Annotated in this window: 13 protein-coding genes and 1 pseudogene; 8 read left to right on the forward strand and 6 right to left on the reverse strand. The window is 37.0% G+C overall.

Annotation, left to right across the window (positions count from 1 at the left end):
• Positions 1–80: 80 nt before the first annotated feature.
• Positions 81–2,432, reverse strand: coding sequence for a RecQ family ATP-dependent DNA helicase (locus VB248_RS14255; RefSeq protein WP_323297465.1), 2,352 nt, complete (start codon positions 2,430–2,432; stop codon positions 81–83).
• Positions 2,433–2,539: 107 nt separating this feature from the next.
• Between VB248_RS14255 and VB248_RS14260 the strand changes: the two genes are divergently transcribed.
• Entirely contained in the window at positions 2,540–3,508 is a 969-nt protein-coding gene (locus tag VB248_RS14260; RefSeq protein WP_323297466.1) for a KpsF/GutQ family sugar-phosphate isomerase, read from the forward strand.
• Positions 3,509–3,600: 92 nt separating this feature from the next.
• Here VB248_RS14260 and VB248_RS14265 read toward each other — a convergent pair whose 3' ends face one another.
• The 5 genes from VB248_RS14265 to VB248_RS14285 form a co-directional block, all read right to left on the reverse strand.
• A complete protein-coding gene (locus VB248_RS14265) occupies positions 3,601–3,978 on the reverse strand; it encodes a type II toxin-antitoxin system VapC family toxin (RefSeq protein ID WP_323297467.1) in 378 nt (125 codons plus the stop codon).
• On the reverse strand, positions 3,965–4,129 hold the full coding sequence (locus VB248_RS14270; RefSeq protein WP_323297468.1) for a hypothetical protein: 165 nt from the start codon (positions 4,127–4,129) through the stop codon (positions 3,965–3,967). The genes VB248_RS14265 and VB248_RS14270 overlap by 14 nt, the downstream gene beginning before the upstream one ends.
• A gap of 191 nt (positions 4,130–4,320) precedes the next feature.
• On the reverse strand, positions 4,321–4,788 hold the full coding sequence (locus VB248_RS14275; RefSeq protein WP_323297469.1) for a hypothetical protein: 468 nt from the start codon (positions 4,786–4,788) through the stop codon (positions 4,321–4,323).
• 789 nt (positions 4,789–5,577) lie between these two features.
• The gene (locus tag VB248_RS14280; RefSeq protein ID WP_323297470.1) at positions 5,578–6,555 is read right to left on the reverse strand and encodes an HNH endonuclease; all 978 of its coding nucleotides are present in this window, start codon (positions 6,553–6,555) and stop codon (positions 5,578–5,580) included.
• Between the two features lie 181 nt (positions 6,556–6,736).
• Positions 6,737–7,546: an enoyl-ACP reductase FabI gene (locus VB248_RS14285; RefSeq protein ID WP_323297471.1), complete on the reverse strand. Its 810-nt coding sequence runs from the start codon at positions 7,544–7,546 to the stop codon at positions 6,737–6,739.
• A 170-nt stretch (positions 7,547–7,716) separates the two neighbouring features.
• Here VB248_RS14285 and VB248_RS14290 point away from each other — a divergent pair, with 170 nt between their 5' ends.
• The 7 genes and pseudogenes from VB248_RS14290 to VB248_RS14320 all read left to right on the forward strand — a co-directional run.
• Positions 7,717–8,157 (forward strand): GNAT family N-acetyltransferase, encoded by a 441-nt coding sequence (locus VB248_RS14290; RefSeq protein WP_323297472.1) that lies wholly within the window; start codon positions 7,717–7,719, stop codon positions 8,155–8,157.
• A gap of 200 nt (positions 8,158–8,357) precedes the next feature.
• Complete coding sequence (locus tag VB248_RS14295; protein WP_323297473.1) at positions 8,358–8,834, forward strand: ribosome maturation factor RimP; 477 nt, start codon at positions 8,358–8,360, stop codon at positions 8,832–8,834.
• A gap of 105 nt (positions 8,835–8,939) precedes the next feature.
• The gene (nusA, locus tag VB248_RS14300; RefSeq protein ID WP_323297474.1) at positions 8,940–10,187 is read left to right on the forward strand and encodes a transcription termination factor NusA; all 1,248 of its coding nucleotides are present in this window, start codon (positions 8,940–8,942) and stop codon (positions 10,185–10,187) included.
• Between the two features lie 124 nt (positions 10,188–10,311).
• Positions 10,312–13,764 carry a translation initiation factor IF-2 gene (gene infB, locus VB248_RS14305; protein WP_323297475.1) on the forward strand — a complete coding sequence of 1,151 codons (3,453 nt, stop codon included), beginning with the start codon at positions 10,312–10,314 and terminating at the stop codon, positions 13,762–13,764.
• A gap of 339 nt (positions 13,765–14,103) precedes the next feature.
• On the forward strand, positions 14,104–17,682 hold the full coding sequence (locus tag VB248_RS14310; RefSeq protein WP_323297476.1) for a VCBS repeat-containing protein: 3,579 nt from the start codon (positions 14,104–14,106) through the stop codon (positions 17,680–17,682).
• A gap of 118 nt (positions 17,683–17,800) precedes the next feature.
• Positions 17,801–18,151, forward strand: coding sequence for a hypothetical protein (locus tag VB248_RS14315; protein WP_323297477.1), 351 nt, complete (start codon positions 17,801–17,803; stop codon positions 18,149–18,151).
• Between the two features lie 61 nt (positions 18,152–18,212).
• Positions 18,213–18,571 (forward strand): annotated as a pseudogene (locus VB248_RS14320) (transposase); the annotation flags it as partial.

Below are 18,571 nucleotides of genomic sequence, written 5' to 3' on the forward strand. Positions count from 1 at the left end.
CTGCACGATTGTTTAATACTTTACTTTAACTTGTGCCTTTGAATGATTGGGGTTACTACCTCATTCAAAGGCACAATGTATTAGTTTCCTACTTCGCTCAAGAATTTGATTCGCATCAATCTTAATTCTTCTTCTGTAATATCATCAATATTACATTCTTCTAAAGCTACGGCAATATTGTCTGATTCTGCTTCCATAAAGTAGTCGAAAATCTCTTCTTGCTTATCTGGCTCAACTACTTGGTTGATATAATAATCAAGATTGAGTTTTGTTCCCGAATAACAGATATGTTCGATTTCTTCAATCAATTCTGCCATCGTAAGTTCTTTCTGGTCAGCAATAATGTCTAAATCTACTTTTCTATCTACTTGTTGGATAATATGAATTTTGATTTTCGATTTATTAACTGCCGATTTTACTACTACTTCGGTTGCGGTTTCAATCTCGTTATCTTCAACGTATTTTTTGATTAAATCAATAAACTGACGACCAAATTTTACTACTTTACCCATGCCCACACCATTAATCTGAGCCATCTCATCTTTAGTGGTTGGATAAGTAGTTGCCATTTCCTCTAACGATGGATCTTGGAAGATAACATAAGGAGGAAGATTTTTTTCTTTGGCAATCTTTTTACGAAGATTTTTAAGCAATTCAAATAAGGCTACATCATAAGAACCACTGCCTGAAGCTGCTTCTTTTTCTTCGTCTTCTTCGATTTTCTCGTTTTCGTAATCGTGGTCTTTCGAGAGCGTCAATGGATATGGGTCTTTGATGTATTCTTTTCCTTTTTCAGAAAGTTTCAATACGCCATAGTTTTCCACATCTTTTTCTAAGAAGCCCAGTACTGCAATCTGGCGTACCATCGAAACGCATTGTTCGATAGGCTCAGGTTCTGCATTTTTTCTGCTTTTTGCTTTTACTGGTTTTGATTTTTTCGGTTTCGGAATTGGATTTCCATCCTCATCTTCTTCATCCGAAAATTCTACTTCGTCCTCATCTTCGTCTTCGTCGTCTTCATCTTCATCAGCATTTAGTTTGAATAAAGATTTTGCTTTCCCGAAAGTTTCAATTTTGTTGTGTTCATAGCTACCAACGTATTGGCTCTTATAACCCATCAAAATATCAGCTATATGTTGTGCATCGAAGCGTTCGCCTGTTAGTTCTACTGTTTTCAAAGCCAATACTACGGCTTCTTCTACTTTATATTTTGGTGTTGGTTTATTACAGTTGTCGCAGTAGCCACAATCTTTTTCAACGTGTTCGCCAAAATAATTTAATAACTGACGGCGGCGACAAGTACCTAAATTGGCATAATGTACCATTTCATGCAATAGCATTCGGGCAGTATCACGCTCAGTAACGGTTTTGTCTTTATTGAATTTGTCTAATTTATTAATGTCTTCTTTTGCATAGAACATAATACAAGTACCTTCCAAGCCATCACGTCCTGCTCTTCCTGTTTCTTGATAATATCCTTCTAAAGATTTCGGAGCGTCGTAGTGGATAACAAAACGAACATCTGGTTTGTCGATACCCATTCCGAAAGCAATCGTTGCTACCATTACGTCGGTTTCTTCGTTCAAGAAAGCCTCTTGGTTAGCCATACGAACGTCGCCATCTAAGCCTGCATGATAAGGCAAAGCTCTGATACCATTTACATTTAATAAATTGGCGATTTCTTCTACTTTCTTTCTGCTCAAGCAATAGATAATACCTGATTTCCCATGATTGGCTTTGATGTACTTGATAATTTGCTTATCTACATCATCACGTTTTGCACGAATTTCATAGTAAAGGTTCTTGCGGTTGAATGAAGACTTGAACAAACGAGCATCATCCATATTCAGGTTTTTCTGAATATCTTGTTGTACTTTTGGTGTTGCCGTAGCCGTAAGAGCAATAATAGGAAGTTTGGTATCAATACTTTCTACAATAGAGCGAATGCGGCGGTATTCAGGGCGAAAATCATGACCCCATTCCGAAATACAGTGAGCTTCGTCGATAGCTACAAAAGAGATTTTTGCTTGTTTTAAAAATGCTAAATTATCTTCTTTAGTAAGAGATTCAGGAGCAATGTAAAGTAATTTTACATCTCCTTTAATTACAGCATTCTTTACTTTTGTCATTTCTGCACGGTTCAACGAAGAGTTTAAAAACTGAGCGTTAATACCAAATGCGTTCATTTGATCTACCTGATTTTTCATCAGAGCAATCAATGGTGAAATCACAATCGCAGTACCACCCATAGCAATGGCTGGCATCTGATAGCAAAGCGATTTCCCTGCTCCTGTCGGCATGATAACAAAAGTGTTTTCACCCGAAAGAATATTTTTTATAATATCTTCTTGTTCACCACGGAACTGGGAAAATCCAAAAGTCTCCTTGAGTTTCTCTTTTAAAAAGTCGGTGGTTTCTTGTGTGATACTCATTGTTTTTGAAACTTGAATAAGGTTTTTTGATTAATATCGTGGTTAATAATCCTTTATCTTTGTAATAAATTTAACACAAAATCAGTATTTAAAAACTGTTTCTAACATTGAAATTAGTAAAAAATATCCAATCAACTGCAAAAAAAGTTTTAGAGGAAGAAGCAAATGCTATCCTAAAAATTATCCCATCAATTGATTCTTCCTTTGAATCATGTGTAAATCACCTACTTAACGCCAAAGGAAGGTTTGTGATTACGGGTATTGGGAAATCTGCAATCATTGCACAGAAAATTGTGGCTACACTTAATTCTACTGGAACGCCCGCTTTGTTTATGCACGCTGCCGATGCTATTCATGGCGACTTAGGAATGATACAAAATGACGATACCGTAATGTGTATTTCTAAGTCTGGTGATACCCCAGAAATTAAGGTTTTAGTACCTCTTATCAAGCGTACTGGTGTAAAATTAATTGCAATGGTTTCAAATCCAAGCTCTTATCTTGGGAAAAATGCAGATTTTATTCTACATGCCCTTGCCGAGAAAGAAGCCGATTTACTCAATCTTGCTCCAACTACCAGTACAACAGTAGCATTAGCCTTGGGCGATGCTCTGGCGGTATGCTTATTAGAATGCCGTGGTTTTAATAGTCAAGATTTTGCCAAATATCATCCCGGAGGAGCATTAGGTAAAAAACTCTATCTAAAGGTATCAGATATTTATCCAAATCACGAATTACCTATCGTTTTTGAACATTCAAATATCAAAGAAGCTATTTTAGAAATCAGTTCTAAGCGTCTGGGAGCTACTGCCGTACTGGATTCAAAACAAGAACTGGCTGGTATTATCACGGATGGTGATGTACGAAGGATGCTAAATGTACATGATAATTTAACGGGACTTACTGCAAAAGATATTATGACCGTAGCCCCAAAATCTATTGAACCAGATGCTTTTGCCGTAGAAGCTCTTCAAATTATGCAAGCCAAAAACATCACTCAATTGATTGTAGTAGAAAATAATAAACCATTAGGCTTTATTCACCTTCACGATTTATTAAAAGAAGGTTTGGTGTAAACAGTAACACGAGTTTCCAACTCGTACAAAACACTTACAAAAACGCTCGTGAAGACAGGGCGTTTTTGTATTCATCCCCTTATGAAACCAACTTATTTATTAGACTCATATAGGATAAATGTTAATTCTGCAATTTTATCAAAATGTCTATCGGCTGAAATAAGTGGAATTCCTAAAAAAATGGCTGTGGAAGCTACAATTGCATCTGGTAATTTGAGGGCGTACTTACGGCGTAAACGAATAGTAATATCTTTAATCCCTTTGTTAAAATCCATGATATTACATTCCTCTAAAAATAATTCTAACCAATTTTCCTCTTGAGGCGTTATTGTTTTATGCCCTAATAGTTCAAGCTGATTAATAAAAGAAACATAAGCCTCAGTGTCTTGAAGAATATTTCCCAAGTCATCATCACCATTGAATAAATAAATAGCAATATTGGTGTCGATTAATATTTTATTCCCACTCATTACGGATTCTTCTTTGAATTTCTAATGGGTCTTCTGCTGATTTAACCATGCCAACATACTTTTTGGCATTTAATTTTTTACTACCCTTTGCGGATATATTGGGTGGTAGCACTTCTTCAAGTTTCTGTCCTTTTTTGAGTACGATAGTCATAATAGATTCTATTGATAAATTGAAAACCGTTTTACTTAACGAATATACAAAAAATGAATGATAGAAAAGGATGTATTTTATCTCAATCTTAACACGTTGCTGGTCTCCCTACCATTGCTATTCGGAAGACCAACCACAGATAAAAGTAGCACGAGTTTCCAACTCGTGCCAAACAAAAAATACTAACCCTATCACTCTTTACTCTTCTTACTACTCTTTTTTACAAAGCGTTTGGCTAAATCTTCATAAATATCTTTAGCTCCCGGTTGTTTAAGTTCCGCTTGCATCTTTACATTTCGGTAATATACTAAGGCAGCAGAATACGCTTCTGAGCCCGACAAAAAACAAATGTCCTCAATAACCCTAATAACCTGTTGAGCGTAAGTCAAAAACTGTTTCCCCAGTTTATAAGCATTCAAATCAATGTCAGCTTCTTCGAGACTAACAAAGTCGGGCTTAAAAGCAGGGTTGCTGTGCATGTAACCTATGGCTTTTTCTGTAAAAGGAAGTGTGCCATCTGCCATCTTGAGAATCTCCATACGGTCGCTGGCATCTAAAACCACTGCTTTGGGTTGGAGGATAGCTAAAATGCTGTTGAGATGCTGATTAATTTGGGCTTGTTCAGCATCAGTGAGGGTGAATGAAATGCGATTTTCCATTGTCTGATTTTTTTAAGTAGAAAGATAATTACCCTAAATACTTCTACTTAAACAACTGATGATATGCCTTATAGACGGTTTATCGTCAGTGAGTGTAGAAGCTATTTAACAGTATGAAAATAATAAATAAATTGTTAAGTTGTTGGTTTTTAGGTGTTTATTTTTTCAGAAAACTTTCAAGCTACTTATTTGTATCTGCTTCGATATTTTTCCTACAAATACGCATATCCCTAAACTATCTATGATATACCATAAAGCAAAGCCAATGATACTTTTAGCTACTACCGAGAGAGCATTTTGCGGTATTTTGCGGTTTTTATAGTCCAAAAAGAACCTAAAAGGTTCTCCAGACATTCTTTTAGGTTCTTCGGAGAACCTTTTTACCGCAAAATACCGCAAAAAAGGATGTCGAGAGACCCTTTTAGGTTCTCCGAAGAACCTTTTTACCGCAAAATACCGCAAAAAAGGATGTCAGGAGACCCTTTTAGGTTCTTCCGACACCCTTTTAGGTTCAAAATACCACCAAAAAGAATGTCAAGAGCTAATTTAAGCTTTGACAAAGAAGCTTTTAGCATAAAGACTGAGGCTTAAAGAAAGTAAAGAGAAGCTTTGAGGAGTGACTTAGATTCAAGCAGTTTAAGAGCTAAATAAGCGATAAGCTATGAGCTTTAAGCTTTGAGTTCTTTTGAAACTCTATTTTTAAAATGTAAAAACCTTAAAGTCATGGCTTTAAGGTTTGAAATAGTATTTTGGATTGATTAATGGTAACAGCAATTTTTTCAATCCAATCTACCTCTTAAAAACATTCTCTCGATGCCAAGCAAAATTTTCTAAAGCGGGTTGATATGCGGTTTGTTGGGGTAATACAATGTTTTTGCCTTCTAATTGATAAAAACTATAATCACTTTCTCGATTTTCTTTAAAAGATTTTGATATGATTATTTCGTAATGGTCGTTTACGGCAATCAATCCACGGTCAAAAGCCCTATGAAGATTGGGGCAAAGAGCAATACCATTACTCAACGTATTGTCAAACCCGATAGCAAAAGGAATAATATGACAAGCGTCCACCATCGAAATACTAAAAGAAGCCGACACGCTTAATCCAGACATAGCACAAGTAGCATCATAGATTTTTACTACTTCTCTTCTAAAAATAGTACCTCTATTATATACTTCTATTTGATAGGTTTCGGGGTCGAGGTTTTTCTTTAAATCTTCTAATTTACTTTTATAAGCAATGGAAGGCTCATAAATATCATTTTTGAGTTGAGCAAAGTAATTATCTTGTTCAAAAGAATCTTGTTGGAGCGTCTTGTGGGGGAAATAGGTTTTTAGCAATACTTGTTTTAGGATATTTCTACTTTCTTGATTTAATAACAAAGTTGCCAAATTTATATCAATCATTGCATAAGCCACTGCTGCACTCAAATTGCCAAAACTTCGCATCGAGCCAGCATTTTCAATCCATAATTCACAACCTACATTAGGCATTAATTGCCACCAATTCCCTTTTTCGCCTGTAAGATGAAAAAAAGGTAAAGTAAATCTTGGGTCATGTGCAGTAGTAACCAATTGATTCCAAAAAAGAGAGAATGAATGGGTAAGTTCTGGACTAATATAAATCTTGTGGTCGGGGATATGTCCTAATTCATATTCATGAATAATGGCTAATAGCAAAATAGGTTTGTGCGGAGCACCTCCGTTTTTACTATCACGGCGTAGATGTGTAAAAGCATGAATAAAATAATCTAAAATATTAGACATAAGTGATGAGGTTTTAAGTGTAAAAATAAGTATTTGTAGTACGAGTTTCCAAAAGTATAAAATGAATAAAAAAAAGAGTGGTCAAAAAACTAATTTTGACCACTCTTTCTATTTTGTAAATCTTAAATGATTACTATGATTGATAATTGTTCCAAAGATTGAAAAATTATCAATACTTTATTTAGCTCATTCTTGCTACGATTTCTTCTGAAATACCTACCGAGCTAAAACCACCGTCGTGGAATAAGTTTTGCATCGTTACTTTTTTAGTAAGGTCAGAGAACAAAGTAATTACATAGTCAGCACATTCGTCAGCCGTAGCATTTCCTAAAGCCGACATTTCGTTGGCATATTCATAGAAAGCATTAAAGCCAGAAATACCAGTACCCGCAGTAGTTTTGGTTGGCGATTGTGAAACAGTGTTTACTCTTGTTCCATTTTTCTTTCCGTAGTGATAGCCATAAGAGCGAGCGATAGATTCTAACATCGCTTTTGCTTGAGCCATATCTGTATAGTCAGGGAAAGAACGTTGTGCAGCGATATAAGACAAAGCCACAACAGAACCATTGTTGGCGATAGCGTCCATTTTATCAGCTACTTGCAACATTTTGTGAAAAGAAAGAGCCGAAACGTCTAAAGATTTCATAAACCATTCGTAGTTCAAATCGCTATATGGGCGGTTTTTACGAATGTTAGTACTCATACCGATTGAATGTAATACGAAATCAATTTTTCCGCCTAAAGCTTCCATTGAGCCTGCATAAAGTTTTTCCAAATCTTCTACTGAAGTAGCATCGGCAGGAATAATTTTTGCCTCGCACTCTTCCGCCAATTTGTTGATTTCTCCCATTCGCATCGCCAAAGGAGCGTTTGTGAGTGTAATAATTGCTCCTTCTTCTTTAGCACGTTGAGCTACTTTCCAAGCGATTGAGTTGGAATCTAATGCTCCAGAGATGATACCTCTCTTTCCTTTTAATAAACCGTATGACATTGTTTTGATTTCTGATTTTTGATTTTAGAAGCTTTGGACTTTAAAAAATACTTCAAATCTAAGGATATTCTTAGGATATGGAGTTCATTTTAAAATAATTAACTATTTTAGCCACGTTCTAAAGTCAAGGTTAAATTTTGACCAAAAGTAATATTTTTTTTCTTAAAACCATGAATATTCAGATTAGGCAAGCCACAAAAGCAGATTTACCTGCTATTCTAAATCTCTATGCTACGGTATTAGACAAGGGTAAAGTTTTGAGTATCGAACAAGCAGAAACACTCTTTGCCAAGATGGCGGTTTATCCTAATTATAAAGTGTATGTGGCTGAAAACGAAGCTGGCATCATTGGTACTTTTGCTTTATTGATTATGGATAATTTGGCACATGTGGGTACACCTTCGGGCGTGGTTGAAGACGTAGTAGTGGCAGACGAAGTACAAGGAAAAGGCATTGGAAAAGCCATGATGAATTTTGCAATGGAGCGTTGTAAGGAAGTAGGTTGTTATAAATTGGTACTTTCCAGCAACCTAAAACGCCACGAAGCCCATGCTTTTTATGAAAGTTTAGCTTTTGAAAAACATGGATTTAGCTTTAGGGTGAATCTCTAAAAAATGAAAAGTGAAGAGAAATATCAGGATAAAAAATCTAAAAGATAATTAGTTGATTAAAAAGCGTGTAAAGGCTACGTTAAACTTGTTTTCTTTCATAAAATGTATTACTTTTGCAGAGAAATTAAAGGAAGAGGGGTCGATAATCCCTCTTTTTTGTTTATTAGATTGTAGCACGATGATGAAATCGTGAAAGAAAAATGACAAAAGAGAAAATCGCCGAACTTATCGAACCATATCTTGAAGAAGGTAGATTGTTTATCGTAGATATTCAGGTAAGTGCTGGTAAAACAAGAACAAACATCACTATTTTATTAGATACCGACGAAGGTATCAAAATAGAAGAATGTGCCTCTGTAAGTAGAAGATTAGCCCATTATATCGAAACCAACGATTTAATAACGGGAGCTTACAATTTAGAAATTTCGTCTCCGGGTATCGACTTTCCGTTGGCTTCCAAACGCCAATTTACCAAAAACATTGGTAGAAATTTGAAAGTAATTTTAAAAGAAAGTATCGAGAAAGTAGGAGTGTTGGAAGATGTAAATGATGAGGGAATTCTTTTCAAGGAAGAAATCAAAAAAACAAAAAGTAAGAAAGTAGAGCCAATTGTTGAAGCTATCACAATTCCTTTTTCGAGCATACAACAAGCAAAAGTACAAATATCGTTTAAATAATGGTCGAGTTGCCGAATTGTTGAATTGTTGAGCTTTAGAGAACCATCTCTTACTTATACATTTTTACTGCTTGGCTTTTTTGCTCATTAATAAAATTATGAAAAGATGAACAGTGCAGAGTTAATTTCGTCGTTTGCGGATTTTGCAAAAGAAAAAAACATTGACCGCCCGACGATGATAAAAGTGCTGGAAGACGTATTCCGCACGATGATTCGTAAGAGATACGGTACAGACGAAAATTTTGACGTAATTATCAACCCTGAAAGTGGCGACTTAGAAATGTGGCGTACACGTGAAATCGTTGATGATAATTCAGAAGATATTTGGGATTACGACAAAATTCCATTGGCTGAAGCGAAGTTGATTGAACCTGATTTTGAAATCGGTGAAGAAGTAGCTGAGTTAATCAAATTAGAGGATTTCGGTCGTAGAATTGTTCAAACGGCTCGTCAGACATTGATCCAAAAAGTTAAAGATTTAGAAAAAGAGGGTCTCTTTGATAAATACAAAGACTTAGTAGGAGAAATGGTAACGGGTGATGTGTATCAAATTATTGGGAAAGAATTTATCATCACTGATAGCGAAGGCAATGAATTGACTTTGCCGAAGTCGGAGATGATTCAGAAAGACCGTTTCAAAAAAGGTGAATCCGTAAAAGCGGTAATTCATAAAGTAGATATGAATAATGGTACGCCAAAGATTATTCTTTCACGTACTTCACCTGTTTTCTTGGAACGTTTGTTTGAGCAAGAAATTCCTGAGATTTATGACGGACAAATTATGATTCGTAAGGTAGTACGTGAGCCGGGCGAGCGTGCAAAAGTTGCCGTAGAATCGTATGACGACCGCATAGACCCAGTAGGTGCTTGTGTAGGGATGAAGGGTTCTCGTATTCATGGAATAGTTCGTGAATTACAGAATGAAAACATCGACGTTATCAATTATACAGAAAACCTTGAGCTTTTGGTGGGCCGTGCATTAAGCCCAGCGAAAGTAAGTTCAATGAATATTGATAAAGAAAGAAAAAGAATTGCGGTGTATTTACAACCAGACCAAGTGTCGTTGGCAATTGGTAAAGGCGGACAGAATATCAAGTTAGCTGGAAAGTTGGTTGGTTACGAATTGGACGTTTATCGTGATATTAAAGAAAGTGAAGTTGATGAAGAAGACGTTGATTTAACTGAGTTTTCTGATGAAATCGAAGATTGGGTAATTGCAGAATTACACAAAATCGGCTTGGATACGGCAAAACAAGTTCTGAAATTAAACAGCGATGAGTTGATTCGCCGTACAGAACTTGAAGAAGAAACCGTAAACGAGGTATTATCAATTCTACGTTCAGAGTTTGAATAATTTAGAATGAGTAAGTGATTGAATGATAGAATAGTCATTGTTTTATTTCACTTACTCATCAAAGCTATTCTATCATTCATTACTTAAAATTTGAAATTATTATAGAAAAGTATCAACAGAAATTATGGCAGAAGATAAAATGATGCGTTTGAGCCTTGTGGCAAAGCAGATTAACGTGGGAACCTCAACCATTGTTCAATATCTCTCTGTCAAAGGCCATAAGGTTGAGAACAACCCCAACGCCAAACTTAATTTTGAGCAACTCAAGCTCGTAGCAAAAGAATATGGTGCTGAATCTCTCTTGAAAGATGTCAGTGCTTCTTCGGCTTCAAAACCAGCTGAAGAGATTGTAGTACCTGCTAAAAAGCAGGATGATGGCTTACCTTTATACTTTAGAGAAAAAGACAAAGCAGTAGAGCCAACTAAAGCACCCGAACAACCAAAGGTTGAAAAAGACGCTGACGTAATTTTGGGAAGAGCAGAAGTACAGTTTAAAGTACTTGGTAAAATTGAATTAGATGCTAAAGGAAATCCAATTCCTCCGAAGCCCGTTCAAGCAGAACCAAAGCCCGAACCTAAACCAGAGCCAAAAGTAGAAGAGCCAGTAATTGTAAATGTAGAGCCTGTAAAACCAGAGCCTAAGCCGGTAGAAATTAAAGTAGAAGTAGTAAAACCAGAGCCTGTTCCAGCGGTAGTAGCAGCAGAACCAATTAAAGTAGTTGAACCTGCCAAAGTGGAAAAGGTTGAAGAAGCTCCAAAACCAGAGCCTGTTGTGGTTGTGGTGGAGAAACCTGTCGTGATAGAAGAAGTCGTAACACCAATAGCGGTTGCACCAAAACCTACTGAAGTAGCAGCAACACCAGCCAATAATCAGAATCAACACAATAGACCACAAGGTGGGGTGAATAATAACAATAACCAAAACCAACACAACAAGCCACAAGGCGGAGGGAATAATAACCAAAACCAACAAAATAAGCCGCACGGTGGCGGGAATCAGAACCAACATCCACAGCATAATAAGCAACAGGGAGGAGGAAATCATAACCAAAACCCACAGCACAACAAGCAACAAGGGGGTGGTAATGTAAATCAACAAAACCATAACCGTCCTGCTCAGCAAGGTGGAGGAAATTCATTTACGCCAAACACGCCTCAACAACCTCAACAACAACGCCCTGCTCCAGTTCAAAAGTTAGGTCGTAACGACGAAATCCCAGAGGATACTTCAAATGTTGAATTGATTGAAGCAAAAGGCGAGCAGTTGAAAGGACTTACGGTTTTAGGTAAAATTGCCTTGCCAGTTGAGCCTTCTCGTGGTGGTTCGAGAAACAACAACAATAACAAGAAGAAACGCAAGCGTATTGATAAACCGGGTGGAGCAAAAGTAACTGAAGCTGAAATCCGTAATGAAAGAGGTGCACCTCGTCCGAAAAAAGACGGAGTACCAAACAACGCTCCAGCTACGAATGACCCTAATGCTAAAAAACCTAATAACCAAGGTAATAATAGTAACACTGGTTCAAACAATACGAATAACAATAACAACAATCAGAACAATAATAATAACAACGCAAACAACAACTTTAAGAAGAAGCAAGGAGGCAATAATAATAATAACAATAATGCTGGAAATGCTCCTAAGAAAGAAGTAAAAGGCGAAGTTTCTGAAAAACAAATCCAAGACCAAATCAAGGCTACGATGGCTCGTCTGCAAGGACAAACCACGAAGTCGAACTTTGGTGCTAAAGAACGTCGTGTAAAACGTAAGTTCCGTGCAGAAAGAGACGAACAACGTCAGTTAGCAGAAAACGAAGAAGCAAAAATCTTGAAAGTAACTGAGTTTATCTCAGCAAGTGAATTAGCTTCTTTAATGGATGTATCTGTAAACGAAATTATTTCTACTTGTATGAGTTTAGGAATGTTCGTTTCAATCAACCAACGTCTTGAAGCAGATGTCATTGCTTTAATTACCGAAGAATTTGGTTTTGATGTTCAGTTCGTTTCGGCAGAAGAAGAAATCGAATCGGCAATTGTTGAAGCGGAGGATGCTCCAGAAGATTTATTACCGAGAGCTCCAATCGTAACCATTATGGGTCACGTTGACCACGGTAAAACTTCTTTACTTGACTACATCCGTCGTGCAAAAGTAGCGGCTGGTGAAGCAGGGGGTATTACACAGCACATTGGTGCGTATTCAGTAAAACATGACGATGGTCGTAGAATTACTTTCTTAGATACTCCGGGTCACGAGGCGTTTACAGCCATGCGTGCCAGAGGTGCTAAGTTGACAGACGTTGCCATTATCGTAATTGCAGCCGATGATGCCGTGATGCCACAAACAGAGGAAGCTATCAACCACGCAATGGTAGCAGGCGTACCTATCGTTTTTGCTTTCTCGAAAGTAGATAAGCCGGGTGCAAATACTGAGAAAATTCGTGAGCAATTATCTATCAAAAATATGCTGGTTGAAGAATGGGGGGGTAAATACCAAACCCAAGAAATTTCTTCTAAATCAGGTTTAGGTATTAATGAATTATTAGAGAAAGTATTGTTAGAAGCAGAATTATTAGAATTGAAAGCCAATCCTAATAAACGTGCAGTAGGTGCTGTTATCGAGGCTTCATTAGATAAAGGTCGTGGTTATGTTGCCAATATCATGGTACAATCAGGTACTTTGAAAGTAGGTGATATGATGCTTGCGGGAGCTCATTACGGTCGTGTGAAAGCGATGTTTGATTACCGTGGCGTAAAATTAAAAGAAGCTGGGCCTTCAATACCAGTACAAGTATTAGGTTTGAGTGGTGCACCAGCCGCAGGTGATAAACTTAGCGTAATGGAAAATGAGCGTGATGCACGTGAAATTGCCAACAAACGTGAGCAAATCATCCGTGAACAATCTTTACGTACTCGTAAACATATTACGCTTGAAGAAATCGGTCGTCGTAAGGCAATTGGTACATTCAAAGAATTGAACGTAATTGTGAAAGGTGACGTGGATGGTTCAGTAGAAGCATTGTCGGATTCATTATTGAAACTATCAACCGAAGAAGTACAAGTTCGTATTATTCACAAAGGCGTTGGCCAGGTTTCAGAATCAGACGTATTGTTGGCTTCTGCTTCAGACGCTGTAATTGTTGCATTCCAAGTTCGTCCAAGCGTAAACGCTCGTCGTTTGGCAGAAAACGAACAAATCGAAATCCGTACTTATTCAGTTATTTACCAAGCAATTGATGATGTTCGTGATGCGATGGAAGGCTTATTAGCTCCAACATTTGAAGAAGTTATCACTGCTAATATCGAAATCCGTGATGTATTCAAGATTTCTAAAGTAGGTACAGTAGCAGGTTGTTATGTATTGGACGGAACGGTGAAACGTGCCCATAAAATCCGTGTTATTCGTGACTTCGTGGTTGTTCATGAAGGCGAAATTTCTGCCTTGAAACGTTTCAAAGACGATGTAGCAGAAGTGAAATTCGGATACGAATGTGGCCTTTCTGTGAAAAACTTCAACGACCTCGAAGTTGGCGACAATATCGAATGTTACGAAATGAAAGAATTGAAACGTACTTTATAAGTATGAATGAAATAGTAATTTAGGCTGTCGGATTTCAGCTAAAAGTATTTATGGCGTTGTAATCATGTTAATTAGATTGCTGATGACGATAAATCTTTTTATAATAATCTGATAGCTGACAACTGAAAGCTTATTTCACAAATCATATTATTTTCCCAAAAAAGCTCGGAGATTTCTTCGGGCTTTTTTCGTATTCATCAAGTAATTATCAGCGAATGCTCGGATTTTGTAAAATAATATAGATTAATCAGAGGTATGGGAACAAAACGTATAGAATTAATATAAAATCATGTTAATTTTATATTCTTATTGATGAACCAACCTAATGTATCTTATTTTATGTTTAAAAAATCTTTACTACTCATCTCAATTTTTCTTAGTTTCTTTTTATGTTCTTGCAACAACGAAGGAACACTTTTCTCAAAACTGTCTGCCGAAGAAACAGGCATTACTTTCTCTAACCGAATTGTTGAAAACGACACTATGAACGTACTTGCATTCGAGTATGTATATAATGGTGGCGGTGTAGCACTGGGTGATTTCAACAACGACAACCTTACTGATATTTACTTTACGGGAAATCAAGTAGCCAATAAATTGTACCTCAATAAAGGCGTTGATGAAGCTAATAAGTTGAAATTTGAAGATGTTACGCAAAAAGCTAACGTAGCTGCCGAAGGCAAATGGTGTTCTGGCGTAGCTTTGGTCGATATTAATAATGATAAATTATTAGATATTTATGTATGTGCAACGGTGAAAAAAGTAGCTTCTGAACGAGCAAATATGTTGTACATCAATCAAGGAGTAGGCAAAGATGGCGTACCGACTTTCAAAGACATGGCAAGTGAATATGGTGTTGCCGATACTACTCATACAACGAACGCCGCTTTTTTTGACTACGATAATGATGGCGATTTAGATTTGTACGTTTTGGTAAACGAAATGGAAGATGTTCGTTATCCAAACAAGTATCACGATAAAATTGTGGATGGCTCTTCAAAAAGAACCGATAAATTGTATAGAAACGATTGGGACCCGAAATTGAAACACGCTGTATTTACGGATGTTTCAAAACAAGCAGGAATCCTGATTGAAGGCTACGGTTTAGGACTCAACATTACCGATATTAACCGTGACGGCTGGAAAGATGTATATGTAACCAACGATTACTTGACCAACGATTTATTGTACATCAATAATCATAATGGTACTTTCAGCGACCAAGCCCACGATTATTTAAAGCATACTTCATACTCGGCAATGGGGAATGATGTTGCCGACCTCAATAATGATGGTTTAGTGGATATTTTGGCAGTTGATATGATGCCTGCGGATAATTACCGCAAGAAAATGATGTTGCCACCTAATAATTATCTAACCTACCAAAACAACGAAAAGTACGGTTATGATTATCAATATCCACGAAATACTTTGCAGATGAATCAAGGCGTAAATCCAAAAACTGGCAAGCCTGTATTTAGCGAAGTAGGTTTATTGGCTGGCATTGCAGAAACAGATTGGAGTTGGACACCGATGGCAACCGATTTTGATAATGACGGGCTGCGAGATATTATCATTACCAACGGATTTCCGAGAGATATTACCGACCAAGATTTTATGATTTATCGTGCCGAAATGCGAAACGTAATGTCGGATATGATGTTACTTGATTTGATTCCTTCGGTAAAAATCACGGACTATGCTTTTAGAAATAAAGGCGATTTTGGCTTTGAGGATGTTTCAAAAGCTTGGGGGCTTACTACGCCAAGTTTCTCTAATGGTGCAGCTTATGGTGATTTAGATAACGATGGCGATTTGGATTATGTAACCAATAATATCAACGATTCGGCTTCTGTTTATCGCAATAACCTTATCGAAATGCGTCCGGCTGAAAGTAATTATTTACGAGTAAAACTGAACGGAAAAGACAATAACATTGGTGGTTTGGGGGCTTTTGTTGAAATCAAGTATCAAAATGGTCAGCAACAAATCTATGAAAACTCGCCGTATCGTGGTTATCTTTCTACGATAGAAAACATTGTGCATTTCGGTTTGGGCAAAAACAATCTTGTAGAAGAAGTAAAAGTAACTTGGCAAAGCGGTAAAGTACAAGTACTAAAAAATGTGAAAGCCAACCAAGTATTAGTGTTGGACGAAAAAAATGCCGTAGATAAATCCACACTGCCGAATACAAACGAAACACAATTTACGCTTTTCAAAGACATTACGGATTCGCTACAAATCGGTTTTGTTCATGACGAACGTGATGCAATTGATTATAATATTCAGAAATTAATTCCGCATAAATTATCACAATACGGCCCTTCTATTGCGGTTGGTGACGTTAATGGCGATGGTTTAGAAGATGTATTCATTGGCGGTTCTGTTTTTCATAAAGGAACATTCTTACTCCAAAATCAGGCAGGGAAATTCACCAAAGCCGATTTAATTACCAATGAAAACGAGGCTGATAAGCAATCAGAAGATATGGGGGCATTACTTTTTGATGCCGACCTTGATAATGACCTTGATTTGTACGTCGTCTCGGGAAGTGTTGAATTTTCAAAAGACCATCCTTCGTATCAAGATAGATTTTATCAAAATGATGGAAAAGGACATTTTGCCCTTCAAGCTCAAGCTTTGCCAACTTTCTTGAAAAGTGGTTCTTGTGTAAAAGCAGCCGATTACGACCAAGACGGTGACCTCGATTTGTTTGTGGGTGGTAGAGTAGAAATTGCGGCTTATCCAAAACCTGTTTCAAGTTATATTTTACGGAATGATTCTAAAAATGGACAAGTAAAATTCACGGATACTACGCCAAAAGCAGCAGAAGCTTTAATCAATGCAGGTTTGATTTGTGATGCTCTTTGGACAGACGTGGACAATGACGGCTGGGTAGATTTGATGTTGGCTGGTGAATGGATGCCGATTACAATTCTGAAAAATAATAAAGGTCATTTAGAAAAAATGGAAACTGATTTACAAAAACAAATTGGTTTCTGGAACAGTATCGTTTCGGGTGATTTTGATGACGACGGCGACATGGACTATATTGTTGGAAACTTCGGTAAAAACTCGTTGTACAGAGCTACCGACAGCGAACCTGTGTCAATTTATGGGAAGGATTTCAATACAGATGGAAATTACGATGCCATCCCTACGGTATATTATAAAGTAAAAGAAGGCGACCTTACTCGTAAAGAAGTACCCTATAACGGCAAAGATGATTTGAATAAACAGATGATTACGATGCGTCGTAAATTTGATAATTACAACAAATTAGCCATTGCCAGTATCAAAGAAGTACTTTCAGAAGAAGACCTAAAAGATGCTCTTATTCTTAGAGCTAATTATTTGAAAACCAGTTATGTCGAAAACTTAGGCGAAGGTAAATTCAAGATAAAAGAATTGCCAATGCAAGCACAGACTGCTCCAATTTTTGGAATGTTAGCTGAAGATTTCGACAACGACGGTAGCCTTGATGTACTTATGGTCGGTAACGATTTTGGTGGAGAAGTATCAGTAGGGCGTTTTGATGCTTTCAACGGACTTTTATTGAAAGGCAATGGAAAAGGTAATTTCAAATCGACCCGATTACCCGAAAGTGGTTTTGCCGTATTGGGCGATGCCAAAGGATTGGTAAGACTGAGTAACCCACAAGGCAAACCATTATTGATGGCAACACAAAACAGAGCGGAACTCAAAACTTTCAAGTTGAGCAACAATATTTATCAAACAAAACCCTTAAAAACCAACGATGTGGCAGTAATCGAAACTTTGAAAAACGGGAAAACCCGCAAAGTAGAAATAGATTATGGTAGCTCATTTTTATCACAATCTTCAAGAAGTATTTTATTGTCGCCACAAATAAAATCTGTGGAAGTAATTGATGCTAAAGGAAAAAAACGAGTACTTTAATCTTTACGTTTTCGATTACAACATGAGTCATCCCGAATTTTGGGTATGACTTGACAAATAAAAACCTCCTTGTTTATTTTGTGAATTACGACAAACACAAAAAACAGGAGGTTTTATTATGCCCAAGGCACATCTACAAAAAAACGATAGTTTTACAAAAAAAGCAAATGCTTCATATTTTCTTCTCAAAAAAATTGATGTTTATCTTTCTGATTTAGAGCTTACTTTAGACAATCTTCTTGATAAACGTCTTGTTGAGACTTTCTACAATTTATTTGTTGCTATTCTTCTGAATAGAAATCGCTCTATTGGGTTGCTTCTGAGTGAGTTAGGAGGCTTTATTTGTGGATTCAATCATGCACCAGCAGGAACAAAACGTATCAGCAACCTTCTACGTTCAAAGAAATGGACAGTTACTGTGATTGATGATTTTCTATTTGCTCGCAGTAAAAACGCATTGAACAACTAATTCAAATAGGAAAACGCCCTTTGTTAGTATGGGATGATAGTAAAATAGAAAAGCCAGAGAGTTGGCGACCGACGCTCGGTTTACCGAGGGTTTATGCAGTGTAGAAAGTAGTAAAGGAAAACGTCTGACAAAAGTCAAGAAAGGTTTTTATCGTCCACCCGTAAGTCGTATCTGTGTGCCAGGTTATCGCTGGACTGCTACATTGCTTTCTGCTTTGGGTGAAGCTCCCAGTGTTTGTCAAATGTCATGGTGGACTACAAGAGGAAAACATAAAGAACACGGTACTAATATTATCTTTAGAATGCTGGAAAAATTGCATAAATCTATTGGTAATGGTGTTTTACATGTACTTGATAGAGGTTATGCAAATGCTTGGACTATCGAGTGGTTTACGCACTTTAAACAAGATTTTTTAGTTCG

The sequence above is a fragment of the Arcicella rigui genome, assembly GCF_034929435.1.
GTDB classification, from domain to species: domain Bacteria; phylum Bacteroidota; class Bacteroidia; order Cytophagales; family Spirosomataceae; genus Arcicella; species Arcicella rigui.